Raw genomic sequence first — 15,938 nt, 5'->3', positions numbered from 1 at the left:
GTCTACTTCTCCTCCTCGACCGCGGTCGCGGTCCTTCGGACCACCTTGCGGGTAGCTTTCCTGTCTGGGGTGCGGGTTGACGCTTCGGCACGGTTCGGCGCGGGCGCCGCACCCGCCTCGGTCACGGCGACCGACTCGATGACGGCCTCTGTCGGGGTGCCCGCCGCGGTGGTAGGACCCGTAGCGGCCAGATTGGCCAGGTCGGGTGCGTTGACGTCGCTCGTGCCGGACGTGCCGGACGTACCCGAACCGCCGGACGTGCCGGGCGCGGGATTCGCAACGCCGGTGCCCTCGTCCGCACCGCCGGCCGCCGAGGTCGCCTCCGCGAAACGGGCATTCTCCCGGCGGAACGTCTCGTAGATCTGAGTGAGGGACTGCCGCTGCGCCATCGTGAGGTCGGGGTCGACCGCGATGGCTGCCAGCACGCCCTGGCCCTCCTTGTCGTCGAGCAGCCCGGCCCGCAGGTACATCGCCGGGGTGGAGACCCGCAGGGCGGTGGCCAGCTGCTGCAGCACCTCGGCACTCGGCCGGCGCAGACCGCGCTCGATCTGGCTCAGGTAGGGGTTGCTGACCCCCGTCTGCTCGGCGAGCTGCCGTAGCGAAATCTTCGCATTCCGCCGCAGGTCACGAATGAACCCGCCGACGTCGGGAAGGTCCTTGGAAGTGGCCATGAGTCAACGCTAGCCCGCGCCGCTAGCAGCTGCAAGCAAAATGCTTGCCATAGTTAGCAGGATCTCACCCGCCGGTTGCACACCTCTCCCGTCCAGCCGTAACGTCCCGCCGTGACCAAGATCAAAGTAAATGGCGCGCTGCTGGCGTACAACGAGGTCGGCAGCGGGTCCCCTGTCCTCCTGCTGCACGCCGGCATCGCTGACCGTCGCATGTGGCGCGAACAGGTCGACGCACTCGTCACCCGGCACCGCGTGATCACCCTCGACCTACGCGGCTACGGCGAATCCGAACTGCCCGCCACCGCTTTCGCCCACCACGACGACGTCGCCGGCCTGCTCGACGCGCTCAATCTGGACAGCGCGGCCCTGATCGGATGCTCCTTCGGTGGGGCGGTGGCGATCGACACCGCGCTCGCCCATCCGGATCGGGTGAGCGCGCTCGCCCTGCTCGGCGCCGCCGTCTCCGGCCACGACTGGTCCGAACAGACCAACGACCTGTGGGAAACCCTGGTCGGCGACCTCGACCCGGAGGACTTCGCCGCCACCGCGGCAGGCGAGGTGCGGTTCTGGGTGGTCGGCCCAGAGCGCGAACCGGCGGACGTCGACCCGCAGCTGATCGCCTTCGCCACCGCGATGGACGAACGTGCGCTCGCCGCCGAACTGGCACTCAGCGCGGTGGACGTCGCCGAACTCGACCCGCCGGCCATCGGTCGGCTCGGTGAGCTACGCATGCCCGTGCTGACCGGCGCGGGCGCGGCGGACGTGCCCGACATCCGGAAACTGGCCGACCGCATCGCGGCCGAGGCACCGCGGGCGACCCGCCTGCCCGACATCCCCGACGCCGCCCACCTGCTCCCGCTGGAGCGTCCGACCCCGGTCAACACCGCCCTGCTCGACTTCCTCCCCCACTAAACCACCCACCGCGCCCCTCCCGCGCCGCCCCTCCCGCGCCGATCTAGGGCCGAGTGTCGTTGCTGAAGATCGACTAGCGACACCTAGCCCTAGATCGGCGCAGGGACGGCCCGACGCGGGGACGGCCCGGGGTGGCGTGGGAGGGGCAGGGTGGCGCGGGGTGCTGGGTGGGCTACCAGAGCGGGCGGAGGGCGCCTACCGGCAGGCCGCCACCGAAGAGGGGCAGCTCCGCGAACTCCGCCAGCACGGGCGCGTCGACGCCGAGCCGCCGCAGGGCCGAGACCAGCACCGGCATCCGGGCCCGACTCGCACCGTCGTCGATTTTCAGGGCCACGGCGCCGACGCCCGGCAGCGCCGCGGCGATGACACCCTCCGCGCCGACCTTCGCCAGCAGGTTGGGTACGCCACGCATCAGCCGGGTGTCGTCGGCCTGCGTACCGCCGATGATCTCCGGGTGTGCGCGCATCGCGTCGGCCACCGCGCTCGTCATCGGGTCGGCCTCGGCCACGACCAGCCGCAGGTACGCGGCGGCCAACCCGCTCAGCGACGCGGACAGCACCGGGGCGCCGCACCCGTCCACCCCGACCGCCACCGCCTCCTCGCCGGTGAACTCTTCGACAGTGTCGCGCAGCCGCTGCTGGAGCGGGTGCTCCGGCCGCCAGTAGCCGTCCATCGGCCAGCCGGCGGATCGGCAGGTCAGCACCATGCCGGCATGTTTGCCGGAACAGTTCATCTGAATCCGGCTGGGGCCACCGCCGGCCCGCAGCACCGCCATCCGCGCCTCTTCGCCGGCCGGCAGGTCCGGCGGGCAGTGCAGGGCGTCGCCGTCGAGCCCGGCACCGATGAGCAGCCCGGCGACCCGGGACAGGTGGAACTCCTCCCCCGCGTGGCTGGCCGCGACGAGCGCCAGGTCGGCGGGCTCGGTCAGCGGCAGTCCGGCGCGGAGCATCCCGACCGCCTGCATCGGCTTGTTCGACGAGCGGGGAAAAATGGCAGAGGTCACGTCACCGGCAGCGACCAGCGTCCCACCGGCGGCGTCGAGCACCACCACCGAGCCGCGGTGTACGCCCTCCACGAAATCGGACCGGACCACCTCGGCGAGCGGCACGCCACCCTCGTACGTCTTGTCCACGATGTGGACGGTACCGAGGTGTCCGGCCGGCCAGACACCGGGGTGAACAGGTACTCCACCTCCGGGTGTAGGGCTACGAACGCCGGAGCTGCTCCTTACACGCCGAGCAGCTCGCGGGCCTGCCCCGGATTGAACGGTGGACGTTGGGCGAGTTGGGCGAAGCCGACCGCCCGGGCCACCAGTTGCATGTTCGACTCGACCGGCCGGCCCTTGGCGTACGTCACCGTGTCCTCCATCCCGACGCGCAGGTGACCGCCGGCGGAGAGTGCGGCGAGCAGCACCGGGATCGTGGTACGGCCGATGCCGGTCGCCGAGAACGTGGTGCCCTCGGGTAGGTCCCGCAGCAGGTGCTGTGCTGCGACGAGTGTCGCCGTGGTGCCCGGCATGCCCCCGGGCACTCCCATCACGAAGTCGACGTGCACGTGACCACCATGAGGCAGGCCGTACCTGCCCAGCAGACGCTGCAAGGCGGTGAGCTGGCCGAGGTCGAAGATTTCGTACTCCGGGACGATGTTCCGCTCCTGCATCCGGGTGTGCAGGTCGACGATGAACTTCCAGCGGTTGAGGAAGACGTCGTCGCCGAAGTTGACGGTGCCCATCGTGCAGGAGGCCATGTCGGGTCCCGCGTCCAGCACGGCGAGACGGTCGGCCTCCGGGTCGGTGACCGCGCCTCCGGTGGAGAGCTGAACGATCAGGTCGGTGTTGTCCCGCAGCGCCGCGACGGTCGCCCGGAGCCGTCCCGGGTCGAGGGTGGGTCGGGCCTCGTCGTCCCGGACGTGGACGTGGATCACGGAGGCGCCGAGCGCCTCGCACTCCTTGGCTGTGAGCACCAGCTCGTCGAGGGTCACCGGCAAGGCCGGTACCTCCGACTTGACCGACTCCGCACCGGTGGGGGCAACCGTGATCAACGTCCCTGTCGTCATGCCGGCGATCCTAGATCGCCCCGCCCGGCCGCTGGTGTTGACAGGGGCCCGTCCTCTACCCCAGGCGTCAACAGGGTGCCCTTACTTACTCAGGATCGATGGCGGCGGTGCTGTCGCCGACCCGGAGGATGGCGTCTCCGGACGCCGACCGCTTGACCACGGCGAGCGCGACCTGACCGAGTTCGTGGTGGTGCACGGCGGTGCCGACGAAGCCGACCGCCCGGCCGTCCAGGGTGACCGGGGTACCGGCGACCGGAAGCTGGTCGGTGGTGACGCCGTCGAGGTGCAGCAGGACCAGGCGGCGCGGCGGTCGACCCATGTTGTGTACCCGGGCGACCGTCTCCTGACCCCGGTAGCAGCCCTTGTCCAGGTGCACGGCCGTGGCCATCAGGTCGACCTCCGCGGGGATGGTCCGGTGGTCGGTGTCGACACCGGTCCGGGCCCGACGGGCGGCCACCCGCACCGCCTCGTAGGCCCACAATCCGACCGGGGGAACCCCGTTGGCGCGAAGCCGGGTGACCACCTGGTCCATCGCGGCGCGGGGTACCAGCAGGTCCACGCCCAGCGGGCCGCGACGGGCCCAGCCACCCAGCGGCAGCGGCTGGACGTCGTATCGGGCGGTCGGACGCGGCGGCACCTCACCTGACCGGAACTTCGGGCCGGGCAGCCCGATGACGTCGGGTTCGGCGAGCGTCGGCACGTCCAGCACGGCGACCGCCTCCGCCGCCTTGGGGCCGACCAGCGACAGCAGCGCGTGCTCGGCGGTGACGTCGCGGGGATCGACCTGGCTGAAGAACCGCATCTTCTCCAGGAACGCCAGCAGCCCTTCGGTGGCCCCCGGTTCGGTGTCCAGCCAGGTGGTGGCGCCGTCCTCGGCGAGCATGGCGTGCTGCTCGACGTGGCCGTGGGGCGAGAGCACCAGCAGCTCGGTGCCCTGCCACGGGCTCAACTCGGCCAGGTGCTGGGTGGTGAGGGTGTGCAGCCAGGAGATGCGTTCCGCGCCGTCCACCGCGAGGACGCCCCGGTGTGAAAGGTCCACCAGACCGGCCTCGGTGTCCAGCTGGCGCTGCTCGCGCATCGGGTCTCCGTAGTGCGCGGCGACGCCCCGCACCCCGGCGGCGGCGTGGGCCGGCTCCGGCTGGTCCCGGCTGGCCTCGTCGATGCTCTCCACGGCCACTGCGCCCGAGATGTCGATCATTCCTGGTCCCCGTCTCCGCAACGTTCACACACACCGAAGAAGGAGACGTGGCCGATGTCCACCCGGAAGCCCCGCTCACCGGCCAGCTGCTCGGCCAGCGGGCGCAGCAGTGCTGGATCCATCTCGTCGATCGCGCCGCACTCCCGGCAGACCAGGTGCACGTGCTGGTCCTCACCGGCGGCGTGATAGGTCGGCGACCCGTGCGAGAGGTGGGTGTGGGTGACCAGGCCGAGCCGCTCCAGCAACTCCAGCGTGCGATAGATGGTGGTGATGTTGACACCGGCGGCGACCTCACGGACCGCGGTGTGTACCTGCTCAGGGGTGGCGTGCCCCAGGTCCAGCACCGCCTGGAGGATCAGCTGTCGCTGCGCCGTCAGCCGCAGGCCACGGGCGCGGAGCAGTTCCGCGAGGGAGGATTCGGACACCCTCCGATCATAGTTCGGAAATGCGCGTACCCACCCGCGCGGCGGGTACACACTATGCTCGGCCCCCATGGTGGCCTCGCGGATCGGCGTCCTGGGCCGTGGGTTGCTGCCGACCGGCGAACCGGTGCTGCGCGGCGACGACCTGGGTGTGCTGCGCGGCGACGGCCTGTTCGAGACGATGCACCTGCGCGACGGACGCCCCTGGCTGCGTCGGGAACACCTGGCCCGGCTGCGGGCCGGCGCGGCGGCCGTGGAGTTGACCGTGCCGGCCGACACGGCCCTGGTGGAGTTACTCGACGAGGTCGCCGCCGGGTGGCCGGCCGAGGTGGAGGGCGCGCTGCGACTGGTCTGCACCCGGGGGCCCGAAGGCGGCGGTCCGCCCACCGTCTACGCCACCCTTGCGGCGGTGCCCGCAGCGGCGCTGCGGGCCCGCCGTGACGGGGTGGGCGTGGCCACCCTCTCGTTGGGCGTGCCCGCCGAGGCCCGGCCGGAACTGGACTGGCTCCCGGTGGGCATCAAGTCCACCTCCTACGGGGCGAGCAGCGCTGCCCGGCGCTGGGCGGCCAGGACGGGCGTGGACGACGTGCTCTGGGTCTCCTCCGACGGGTACGTGCTGGAGGGACCGACCGCGAACGTGGTCTGGCTGGCCGGCGGCACGCTGTGCACCGTGCCCGCCGGCCGCACCGGCATCCTGCCCGGCACCACCGTTGCCTGGCTGCTCGACCAGGCCGCCGGGGTCGGCTGGGACGCCGCCGAACGCATGGTCTCCCCGGGCGAGCTGCGCGGGGCCGACGGCGTCTGGCTCACCTCGTCGGTGCGCGGCCTGGTGGCGGTGCACACCCTCGACGGTGGGTCGCTGCGCCACAGCCCGCGCACCCACGAGCTACAGGAGTTGCTGGGGTTCCCGCGGCCGTGACCTGCGCGGATCGACAGGTCAGCCGGCGACCCGGATGAGCCGCGCGGACAGGTGCGGGGACAGCGGCTGGCCGACGGCGGCCATGTCCTGGGCGTAGAGCAACGCACCCTCAACGATACCGAAGAGGCGGTGTCCGGCGGTCACCTCCTTGGCGGTGGCGGTGCGCACCACGGCGTCACTGACAAACTCGATCTGGGTGCCCTTGCGCCGGCCGATGTGCAGTTCCATGACCCCGGTGGGGACGGTGAGCATGGCCTCCAGCTCGTCGGTGACCCGGTCACCGTCCAGCACCGGCCGCCACCAGCCGACCTCCCGACCTGCCGGCCGTACCGGACGGCTCTGCTCGTCGAGGATCCACGCCCGCGACTCGTAGTGCAGAAACGGCCGGCCGTCGTGGCTGATCCGGATTTCCTGGGCGAAGTCGAAGTCCTCGATGGTGGGAAAACCGCCCTGACCCCGACCCCGCCACACCCCGATGTACGGCAGCAGGCCGTCCAGCGTGGGGTGCAGCTTCGGGCCGACGCGCAGGTCGTGACTCTCCTCGAAGGGGTACGGCTCCACCGGCGGAGCGTTGAGCCAGGGCGGCGGCACCAGCGGGTTGTCGTCGCTCACGGAACCACCATCGTTCGCGCTCACCATTTGCCTCTCAAGATGCGGACAGCCAGATAGACCAGGCCACCGGCGAGGGCGCCCAGGCCCGCGACCAGCAGGCTGACGAACCCGATCTCGGTGACCATCCGGGTCATCCTATGCTGGGGAGATGGCCCGCACTCTCGTCGTCAAGGCCACCGCTGGCGCCGACGCGCCGGAGCGGTGTGCCCAGGCCTTCACTGTCGCGGCCACCGCAGCCGCCGCCGGGGTGCACGTCTCACTCTGGCTGACCGGCGAGTCGACCTGGTTCGCCCTGCCCGGCCGGGCGCAGGACTTCGAGTTGCCGCATTCGGCGCCGCTGGCCGAGTTGCTGCACGTGATCCTCGCCACCGGCACCGTTACCGCCTGCACCCAGTGCGCCGCCCGCCGGGACATCGACTCCGGCGACGTGCTCGCGGGCGTACGGATCGCCGGCGCTGCCGTCTTCGTCGAGGAGGCGATGACCGAGGGCGCCCAGGCCCTCGTGTACTGAGTCGCCGGACAGTGGCGGGCAAGGCGGCGGAACCCGCCCGGCAAGGCGGGCCAATGCCTACGATTCGGATGTGACCGAGGCGATCCAACAGTTCTTCGCGACCCTGCCGGCCCGCGCTCCGGAGGTTCTACGCGGCCCGGTCAACGGAACCCTGCGGATCGACCTGTCCGACGGCCACCGCACCGAGCACTGGATCGTCCGGATAGGCCCAGGGACCGTCGAGGTCAGCCAAGCTCCGGAGCACGCCGACGCCGTCTGGTACTGCGCGGTCGACACGTTCGAGCGGCTGATCACCGGCCGGACGCAGGCCATTGCGGCCTTGTTCCGCAACGAGAGCACCTACACCGGGAACGTGGTCGTGTTCCTCACCTTCCGGCGTTTCCTGCCGCCCGCGCCCGACACCCGCGACCCACGCGAGGTGGCCCGCGAGCATGCCAGGTGGACGCGGTGAAGGAGCTGATCAGCATCCTCGACGGCAACACCTTCCTGGTCAGCAACCGGCACGGCGACATCGAACCGGCCCTCGACTTTCCCACCGGCCTGTTCTCCTTCGACACCCGCTACCTCTCCACCTGGCTGCTACTGCTCGACGGCGAACGGCTGCACGCGCTCTCCATCGACGACACGGAGTCGTTCCGAACCCGCTACTTCCTGGTTCCCGGGGAGCCCAGCCACTACCTGGACGCCAAGGTCTCCTTGATCAGGAGTCGGGCGATCGGTGGCCGTCTGGAGGAGGAGCTGACCGTGCTCAACCACTCCGGGCAGGATGTGGCGTTCACCGTCCGGATGGAGATGGCCGGGGACTTCGCCGACCTATTCGAGATCAAGGACACCCGACGCAAGAACGGCCACAACACCGCCTCACCGGGTGAGGACACGTTGCGGCTGAACTACCGGCGGGACGCCTTCCACCGCGAGACGGTGATCCACAGCAGCGCGCCCGCCCAGGTCGACCGGAAGGGGATGACCTTCCCGATCCAGATCAGGGCACACGGCGAGTGGACCACCCGCCTGACGGTCAGCACCATGATCTACGGTGCGCGCGGCGAGGACATCCGAACCCTGCTGCCGTACTCCGGCAACCGCACCGTCGCGGCCATCGAGGCCGAGCACGCCGACCTCGCCGCCAGGGCGCCGAAGCTGGGCTGTGACTACCAGCCCCTCGCTGCGGCGTACCAGCGCAGCCTCACCGACCTGGCTGCGCTGCGGTACGAGTCGATCGCGCTCGGCGTCCGCCTGATGGCCGCCGGCCTGCCGTGGTTCATGACGCTGTTCGGCCGGGACAGCATCATCACCTCGCTACAGGTGCTGCCGTTCCTACCGGAGCTGATCCCGCCGACGTTGACCATGTTGGCCGGGCTTCAGGGGCACCGGTTGGACGACTTCCGCGACGAGGAGCCGGGAAAGATCCTGCACGAACTGCGCTACGGCGAAACCGCCGGCTTCGAGGAACAGCCCCATTCGCCCTACTACGGCTCGGCCGACTCGACTCCCCTGTTCGTGATCCTGCTCGACGAGTACGAGCGGTGGACCGGCGACGTCGAGATGGTCAAGAAGCTCGAGTTCCCCGTCCGGGCCGCTCTGGCCTGGATCGACACCTACGGCGACCTGCTGGGCACCGGCTACCTCTGGTACCAGACCCGGAACCCGAAGACCGGCCTGGAGAACCAGTGCTGGAAGGACTCGTGGGACGCGATCTCCTACTCCGATGGCCGGCTTCCAAGCTTCCCCCGGGCCACCTGCGAGTTGCAGGGCTACGCGTACGACGCCAAGCTGCGCGGCGCCCGGTTGGCCCGCCTCTTCTGGAACGACCCGCACTACGCCGACCAGCTGGAACGGGAGGCCGCCGAACTCAAGGAGCGGTTCAACCGGGACTTCTGGCTGCCGGACAAGGAGTACTACGCGCTGGCCCTGGACTCCGACGGCACCCCGGTGGACGCGCTCAGCTCCAACATCGGCCACCTGCTCTGGAGCGGCATCGTCGAGCAGTCCCGGGCCAGACGGGTCGCCGAACACCTGCTCGGCCCGCGGCTCTTCTCCGGCTGGGGTGTCCGGACACTCGCTGACGACCAGGGGCGTTACAACCCGATCGGCTACCACGTCGGCACCGTCTGGCCGTTCGACAACTCGATCATCGCATGGGGTTTGTGGAAGGCCGGCTTCCGTGAGGAGGCGGGGCAGCTCTGCGAGGCCGTCCTGGCGGCCTCGCGTTACTTCGAGGGCCGGCTGCCCGAGGCCTTCGCAGGCTACGAACGCGACCTCACCGAGTACCCGGTGCAGTATCCGACAGCGTGCAGCCCGCAGGCCTGGTCGGCGGGGGCTCCGCTGCTGTTGCTGCGGGTCATCCTCGGGCTCGAACCGCAGGGCGAGCACCTGATCATCGACCCGTACGTGCCGTCCCGCATGGGTCGGGTGGAGCTTCTCGACATCCCCGGCCGGTGGGGCAGGGTTGACGCGCTGGGCCGCAGCCGCGAGGACACGTCCAGCCGGTGAGCGTGCGCCGGGGCGATCAGCCGGCGCAACCGGTGGTGGCGTGGAGCAGGACCGGATTCTGCCCCAGGTCGGCCAGCACCGCCACACCGTCGCGCCGGTAGGCGTACAGCTCAGGGGTCTGCACCACCGGCGTGCCGCCCGCGAGGGGCGCGAGCGCGGCCGGTGGCGTGGTGGCCGAGCCGGCGACGGACCGGCCGGTACGGGCCAGGCCGCCGCCGGGGCAGGGCGCGCTCACCACCACCGGGTCGGTCGCCGGGCTGTCGAGGGCGTCCAACGCCTCGGCCAACGCGCTGGCCTCCGCCCCGTCGGGGCCGGCCGCACCGCCGAGGTAACCGTCGCCCAGCGGCCGGCAGCCGGTGTCCACGGTGAACCGGAGCCGGCCGTCGGCGACCACCCGGCCCGCCACGGTGACGAACTCCCCCGCGTCGGCGCGCAGCCGAGGGCCGTCGGAGGTGAGCCGGACACCGGCCCGCCACCGCGCCGGTAGCCGGTCGGCGACCCTCTCCAGCAGGCCCCGTTCCTCGCCCACGGGTACGGCCAGTTCCACCGCGCGGACCAGCGTCGCGCCGTCGGCGAACGGGCTGATCCGGCAGCCACGGTCGACCTCGGGCGGAGCCATCGCGGGCACGCCGGCGGCGGTGGCCGCGACCAGTTCGCCGATCGCGTCATCCACCACCGGCCCTGCCTGTGTCAGGGTGCGTTGCTCACGGACCGTCGGCGGATCGTCCCGCGCCGAGACCCAGGTAAGGCCGGCGAGCAGCACCGTCCAGGCCACGGTCGCCACGACCAACCAACGGGGCCACCGGGAACCGGAGGCCGGTGGCCGAGGGCCTGTCGATGGGGCGTACCCCGAGTGGACCGCGCTGCTCACCCGGTCATGGTGTCACGCGTGGTCCGGCGTGCCGCCGGGACGCCCGTCGGCCGCCTCCGGGGGCGCGGCGAGGCGGTAGCCCACGCCACGGACGGTGTACACCTGCGGCCCTCCCGGCAGCATTCGCAGCTTGCGGCGTAGCCGTTTGATCGCCGAGTGCAGGATCGCGGTGTCGCCCAGGTAGGCGCCACCCCAGACGGAGGCGAAGAGCCGCTCGTAGCTCCACAGCGTGATCGGCGCGCTGACCAACCGGGCGAGCAGGTCCCGCTCGGTGCGGGTCAGCCCCAGTGGGACACCTCGCCAGGTGACCATGTGCCCGCTGCCGTCGATCACCAACTCCCCCCAGCTGGCCGGCCGTTGCGCCGGACGCCCGGCCGTCTCGCCGCCCGGCACACCGGACTCGACCGTCGGGGCCGGGAACATCGCCCGAAGCTGGGCGAGGTCGCTACAGACCAACACCGGCCCCACCCCGTCGAGCCGCTGCACCACCCGCTGCCGGACGGTGGCGTCGGAGCTGACGCAGACCACAATCGGAATCTCTCCACCGGACAAGATGCCTCCCCGAGCGCACCGAACTGACCTGCGACTTCCCACCAATCGCCAAAGACGGTCACCGATCTCGCTTGATTGTCAGCCTAACGGTCAGAATCGCGTCCCGTCACTGACCGAGTACTGACCGACGCCGTCCATTGATCACCGACTCCCGGGGCAAGAGCATGACTCTCAGCGGGCGGGCGCCACCACCGGTTACCCACATCGTCCCGACCGCTCCGCGCGTCGCAGCCCGGCGCGCGGATGTCCGGGCCCCGAACGGATCGGGACCGACGACGTGGGGGAGGAACATTGTTCACACGACCATCCACCCGCTCGCCACAGTGGCGAGCAGTGGCGGTAATGACCGCCGCCCTACTGGGTTTGACCGCCCAGCCGGCGGTCGCCGCGCAGGCTGCGCCGCCGGCCACGCACCGGGCCACCGTTGACCCGCAACTGCTCGACCAGCTCGGTACCGCGTCCACCACCACGTTCCTGGTCTACCTCGCCGAGACCGCACCGCTCGCGTCCACCGGCAAGCTGCCCGAGCCCGACGCACGGGCCCGCGAGGTGCACCGGCTGCTCACCACCACGGCCACCCGCACCCAGCGCGACCTGCGGACGATGCTCGACGACCGTAAGGCCCCGCACACCGCGTACTGGATCGCCAACGCGCTGCGCGTGGAGGGGGACAAGGCGCTGGTCGACGAAATCGCCGGCCGGCCCGAAGTGGACCGGATCGCGCCGAGCCACAGCTACCCCTTGGTGCTGCCGACCCCCGCCGAGGCGACCCGGGCGCGCACCGCCGCCGTCGAGTGGGGACTGACCAACATCGGCGCACCCCAGGTGTGGGACGAGTTCGGCAACCGGGGCGAAGGCGTCGTGGTGGCCAACATCGACAGCGGCGTGCGGTACGACCATCCCGCGCTGGTCGGTTCCTACCGCGGCAACCTCGGAGGCAGCTTCGAACACGCGTACAACTGGTTCGATCCGGCCGATGTCTGCGCCGGTGTCGCCCCCTGCGACAACAACGACCACGGCACCCACACGATGGGCACCATGGTCGGCGACGACGCCGCAGGCAACCAGATCGGCGTCGCCCCGGGCGCGAAGTGGATCGCCGCCAAGGGCTGCGAGTTGATCAACTGCTCCGACGCCTCCCTGCTCGCCGCCGGCCAGTGGGTACTCGCCCCGACCGACGCCAACGGCCAGAACCCCCGGCCGGACCTGCGGCCCGACATCGTCAACAACTCCTGGGGCGGCGACGGGAACGACCCCTGGTACCAGCAGACCGTCGCCGCCTGGCGGGCAGCCGGCATTTTCCCGGTCTTCTCGTCCGGCAACGAAGGCCCGGCCTGCGGCAGCGCCGGCTCACCCGGCGACTACGCCAACGCGTACGCGGTCGGCGCGTACGACGTGAACAACAACATCGCCGGCTTCTCCGGCCGGGGCTCCGGCAGCGAGCTGATCAAGCCGAACATCGCCGCGCCCGGCAGCAGCGTCCGCTCCAGTGTCCGCAACGGCGGGTACGCCTCGTTCAGCGGCACCTCGATGGCCGCACCGCACGTGTCCGGCACGGTGGCGCTGGTCTGGGCGGCTGCACCGAGCCTGCGCCGCGACATCGCCGCCACCGAGGACCTGCTGGACCGGACCGCCCGCGACGTCGACGCGACAACCTGCGGCGGCACCCCCGCCGACAACAGCGTCTTCGGCGAAGGGCGCCTCGACGCGTACGCGGCGGTGCGGGACTCGCCAAGGGGCCCGGTCGGCCGGATCACCGGCGTGGTCACCGACGCCGCCGACGGCGACCCGCTCACCGGGGCGACCGTGACCGACGGCACCCGCAGCGCCAGCACCGGCACCGACGGCCGGTACGCGCTGAGCGTGCCCGCCGGCGAGGCCACCCTGACGGCGAGCGCGTACGGCTATGCCGGCCAGACGGCGACCGTGGCGGTGCCCGAGGGCGGCGCCGTCACCCGGGAATTCACCCTTGTGGGAACCCCGACGGTCACCGTCAAGGGCAAGATCACCGATGGTTCCGGCCACGGTTGGCCGCTGTACGCCGAGGTCGAGGTGTCCGGCCGGCCCGGCGAGCCGGTCTTCACCGACCCGGTCACCGGCCGCTACTCCTTCACGGCACCGGGCAACGCCTCGTACCAGCTCACCGTCACCGCCCGGTATCCGGGCTACCGGAGCGTCACCCGGGAGGTGGCGGTGGGCGCCGTTGACACCACCGCCAACGTGGCGGTACCCGTCGACGCGGCCTGCTCCGCCGCCGGCTACACCGGGCAGTTCGGCGCGCCACTGCTGACCCAGAGTTTCGACGGCACGAGCACGCCGCAGGGCTGGACGGTGACGAACCGGACCACCTCCGGCGGGTGGGTCTTCAACGATCTCCGCAGCCGGGGGAACCTCACCGGCGGCACCGGCGGCTTCGCCATCATCGACAGCGACGGCCTCGGTTCCGGCAACACCCAGGACACCGACCTGGTCGCCCCGCCGCTGGACCTGTCCGGGGCCGCCGCGCCGGTGCTGCGGTTCCGTAGCGACTGGCGGGCGGTCGGGATCACCGACACCGCCGACATCGACGTCTCCACCGACGCGGGCGCCACCTGGAGCAACGTCTGGCACCAGCCGGCCAGCCGGCGGGGCCCTCGGGTCGAGGAGGTGCCGCTGACCCCGGCCGCGAACGCCGCCTCCGCGCTGATCCGCTTCCGCTTCAAGGGCACCTTCGCCTGGTGGTGGCAGGTGGACGACGTCGAGGTGGTCAACCGCGACTGCTCACCGGTGCCCGGTGGGCTGGTGGTCGGCACCACCACCGACCGCAACACCGGCGCTCCGCTGAACGGGGTGACGGTGGCCAGCGGTGACCGGCCAGAGGACCGGGCGGTGTCGGCGGCGACGCCGGAGGACCCGGCCGAGCCGGACGGCTTCTACTGGCTCTTCTCCGGCCTGACCGGCCGTCACCCGTTCACCGCCAGCCGCACCCCGTACCGCGCGGCCACCAAGAATGTCGCGGTGGCCGCCGACGGGGTGAAGCGGGCCAACCTCGCGCTCGGCGCCGGGCGGCTCACCGTCAGCCCGACCAGCATCGAGTCGCACCAGCCCTACGGCAGCACCCGCACCACCCGGGTAACCGTCCGCAACACCGGAACCGCACCGGCCACCGTCGACCTGCTGGAACGCTCGGGCCAGTTCGAGTTGCTCAAGCAGGACGGCGCACCGCTGCGTGAGCAGAAGGTGAAGGGGATCAGCAAGGAACGCACCGGCATCGCGTACGGCGGTGCGGCACCGGACGCGGCCGTAGCCTCCGACGACGCGTGGACTCAGATTGCCCGGTTGCCCGCGTCGATCTTCGACAACGCGGCAGCCTGGCTGGATGGCAAGATCTACTCGGTGGGCGGTGGCGGTGGCACCGGCAACGAGCGCAAGGCATGGGCGTACGACCCGGACGCCGACAGCTGGACGGCCCTGCCCGACCTGCCCACGGTCCGATCCAAGCCGACCGCGGCGGCAATCGACGGCAAGCTGTACGTGATCGGCGGTTGGGGAGGTAGCGGAACCAACGCCACGGTCGACGTCCTCGACCCGGCCGCCGGAACGTGGAGCACCCTGTCGGGGGTGACCAACCCGGCACCGGTCGCGGCGGCCGGCGCGGCGGTGCTCGGCGGAAAGGTCTACCTGGTAGGCGGCTGCGCCGATTCGACGTGCACCGACACCGACCGACTTGTGGTGTTCGACCCGGCGACGGGCGCGTTCGGCACCGGTGCGGCGTACCCACACCCGGTGTCGTGGCTGGCCTGCGGCGGGATCGGCGCGGCCGTCTACTGCGCCGGCGGCACGGGCAGCACGGAGTACACCGACGCCTACCGCTACGACCCGGCGTCCGACAGTTGGAGTCCGCTGCCGGCGCTGCCGATGGATCTATGGGGCTCGCAGTCCACGGCGGCCGGCGGGCTGCTGGTGCTGGCCGGCGGCGTGACCGGCGGGTCGACAACGGTCACCAACCGCACCATCGGCTTCGATCCGGCCGCCGGCGCGTGGCGTGACCTGCCCAACGCCCAGTTCAACCGGTACCGGGGGGCCGCGGCCTGCGGCGCGTACAAGATCGGCGGTTCGCCCAGTTCGTTTGTGGGCTCGGCGGAGAGCGAGCGACTCGGCGGCCTGGAGCTCTGCGCGGCCGAGGCGGACCTGCCCTGGCTGGACAGTTCACCGACCACCTTCACCCTCGCCCGGGGCGCGTCGCGGACGGTGACGGTGACTCTCACCGCCACCGAGGCGGCGGGGGTCGCCCAGCCCGGCCGGTACGCCGGCGAATTGGCCATCGCCTCGGACACCCCGTATCCGGTGACCCCGGTGTCGGTGGAGATGAACGTGTCTCCGCCGGCGAGTTGGGGCAAGATCCAGGGCACCGTCACCGGCACCACCTGCGGTGGCGTGACGGTTGGCATCCCGGCGACCGTCCGAGTGAACCTGATCTCGGCCGGCACCGGCACCACTCTGACGGCCGAAGCCAACGGCAGGTACGCCTGGTGGCTGCCGAAGGGCCGGTACGAGGTGATCGTGGCCAAGGACGGCTGGGTGCCGCAGGTACGACGCCACCGAATCGAGGCGGGCATCGTCGGCACCCTGAACTTCGCCCTGAATCCGATCTCCGCCTGCACCAGAGCGACCGGCATCTGACCCTACCGAACGAGCGGGGGCGTCGGTCCGTCGTCGGACCGGCGCCCCCACCTTCTCGCC

General features: G+C 71.5%; 15 protein-coding genes. 6 read left to right on the top strand and 9 right to left on the bottom strand.

The genetic code is table 11. The features are described from left to right. Window positions 1–2: 2 nt before the first annotated feature. Entirely contained in the window at window positions 3–671 is a 669-nt protein-coding gene (locus ACFHWY_RS01050) for a helix-turn-helix domain-containing protein (RefSeq protein ID WP_416578165.1), read from the bottom strand. A gap of 111 nt (window positions 672–782) precedes the next feature. Here ACFHWY_RS01050 and ACFHWY_RS01045 point away from each other — a divergent pair, with 111 nt between their 5' ends. Beyond that, window positions 783–1,583 (top strand): alpha/beta fold hydrolase, encoded by an 801-nt coding sequence (locus ACFHWY_RS01045; protein ID WP_416578164.1) that lies wholly within the window; start codon window positions 783–785, stop codon window positions 1,581–1,583. A 172-nt stretch (window positions 1,584–1,755) separates the two neighbouring features. Here the strand turns inward: ACFHWY_RS01045 and ACFHWY_RS01040 are convergent, their stop codons facing one another. The 4 genes from ACFHWY_RS01040 to ACFHWY_RS01025 all read right to left on the bottom strand — a co-directional run bounded on the left by ACFHWY_RS01040 (window position 1,756) and on the right by ACFHWY_RS01025 (window position 5,261). Further along, on the bottom strand, window positions 1,756–2,715 hold the full coding sequence (locus ACFHWY_RS01040; RefSeq protein WP_416578163.1) for an asparaginase: 960 nt from the start codon (window positions 2,713–2,715) through the stop codon (window positions 1,756–1,758). A 95-nt stretch (window positions 2,716–2,810) separates the two neighbouring features. Next, window positions 2,811–3,638, bottom strand: coding sequence for a 3-keto-5-aminohexanoate cleavage protein (locus tag ACFHWY_RS01035; protein ID WP_416578162.1), 828 nt, complete (start codon window positions 3,636–3,638; stop codon window positions 2,811–2,813). A gap of 85 nt (window positions 3,639–3,723) precedes the next feature. Beyond that, window positions 3,724–4,836: a YgfZ/GcvT domain-containing protein gene (locus ACFHWY_RS01030; RefSeq protein ID WP_416578161.1), complete on the bottom strand. Its 1,113-nt coding sequence runs from the start codon at window positions 4,834–4,836 to the stop codon at window positions 3,724–3,726. Then, on the bottom strand, window positions 4,833–5,261 hold the full coding sequence (locus ACFHWY_RS01025) for a Fur family transcriptional regulator (protein ID WP_416578160.1): 429 nt from the start codon (window positions 5,259–5,261) through the stop codon (window positions 4,833–4,835). Before ACFHWY_RS01025 ends, ACFHWY_RS01030 begins: the two co-directional genes overlap by 4 nt. A 67-nt stretch (window positions 5,262–5,328) precedes the next feature. Between ACFHWY_RS01025 and ACFHWY_RS01020 the strand changes: the two genes are divergently transcribed. Next, window positions 5,329–6,177, top strand: a complete 849-nt coding sequence (locus tag ACFHWY_RS01020; RefSeq protein WP_416578159.1) for an aminotransferase class IV — start codon at window positions 5,329–5,331, stop codon at window positions 6,175–6,177. An 18-nt stretch (window positions 6,178–6,195) separates the two neighbouring features. On the opposite strand, the gene ACFHWY_RS01015 is transcribed toward ACFHWY_RS01020, so the two are convergent. Both ACFHWY_RS01015 and mtfM read right to left on the bottom strand, forming a co-directional pair. Continuing rightward, window positions 6,196–6,789: an FABP family protein gene (locus ACFHWY_RS01015; RefSeq protein WP_416578158.1), complete on the bottom strand. Its 594-nt coding sequence runs from the start codon at window positions 6,787–6,789 to the stop codon at window positions 6,196–6,198. A gap of 20 nt (window positions 6,790–6,809) precedes the next feature. Beyond that, window positions 6,810–6,914, bottom strand: coding sequence for a small membrane protein MtfM (gene mtfM / locus ACFHWY_RS01010; RefSeq protein ID WP_278177113.1), 105 nt, complete (start codon window positions 6,912–6,914; stop codon window positions 6,810–6,812). 23 nt (window positions 6,915–6,937) lie between these two features. Here mtfM and ACFHWY_RS01005 point away from each other — a divergent pair, with 23 nt between their 5' ends. The 3 genes from ACFHWY_RS01005 (at window position 6,938) to ACFHWY_RS00995 (ending at window position 9,793) form a co-directional block, all read left to right on the top strand. Beyond that, complete coding sequence (locus tag ACFHWY_RS01005) at window positions 6,938–7,300, top strand: DsrE family protein (RefSeq protein WP_416578157.1); 363 nt, start codon at window positions 6,938–6,940, stop codon at window positions 7,298–7,300. 70 nt (window positions 7,301–7,370) lie between these two features. After that, window positions 7,371–7,751: an SCP2 sterol-binding domain-containing protein gene (locus ACFHWY_RS01000; RefSeq protein WP_416578156.1), complete on the top strand. Its 381-nt coding sequence runs from the start codon at window positions 7,371–7,373 to the stop codon at window positions 7,749–7,751. Next, window positions 7,748–9,793: a glycogen debranching N-terminal domain-containing protein gene (locus tag ACFHWY_RS00995; protein ID WP_416578155.1), complete on the top strand. Its 2,046-nt coding sequence runs from the start codon at window positions 7,748–7,750 to the stop codon at window positions 9,791–9,793. The genes ACFHWY_RS01000 and ACFHWY_RS00995 overlap by 4 nt, the downstream gene beginning before the upstream one ends. A 16-nt stretch (window positions 9,794–9,809) precedes the next feature. Here ACFHWY_RS00995 and ACFHWY_RS00990 read toward each other — a convergent pair whose 3' ends face one another. Beyond that, complete coding sequence (locus ACFHWY_RS00990) at window positions 9,810–10,664, bottom strand: hypothetical protein (protein WP_416578154.1); 855 nt, start codon at window positions 10,662–10,664, stop codon at window positions 9,810–9,812. A 12-nt stretch (window positions 10,665–10,676) separates the two neighbouring features. Next, entirely contained in the window at window positions 10,677–11,216 is a 540-nt protein-coding gene (locus ACFHWY_RS00985; RefSeq protein ID WP_416578153.1) for a winged helix-turn-helix domain-containing protein, read from the bottom strand. A gap of 291 nt (window positions 11,217–11,507) precedes the next feature. Between ACFHWY_RS00985 and ACFHWY_RS00980 the strand changes: the two genes are divergently transcribed. After that, entirely contained in the window at window positions 11,508–15,878 is a 4,371-nt protein-coding gene (locus tag ACFHWY_RS00980) for a S8 family serine peptidase (RefSeq protein WP_416578152.1), read from the top strand. Window positions 15,879–15,938: the final 60 nt, after the last annotated feature.

It is taken from the genome of Micromonospora sp. LOL_024 (genome assembly GCF_048060415.1).
GTDB lineage: Bacteria > Actinomycetota > Actinomycetes > Mycobacteriales > Micromonosporaceae > Micromonospora.
Note: the sequence above shows the minus strand (reverse complement) of the source record. Positions and strands in the feature narration are given on the sequence as shown.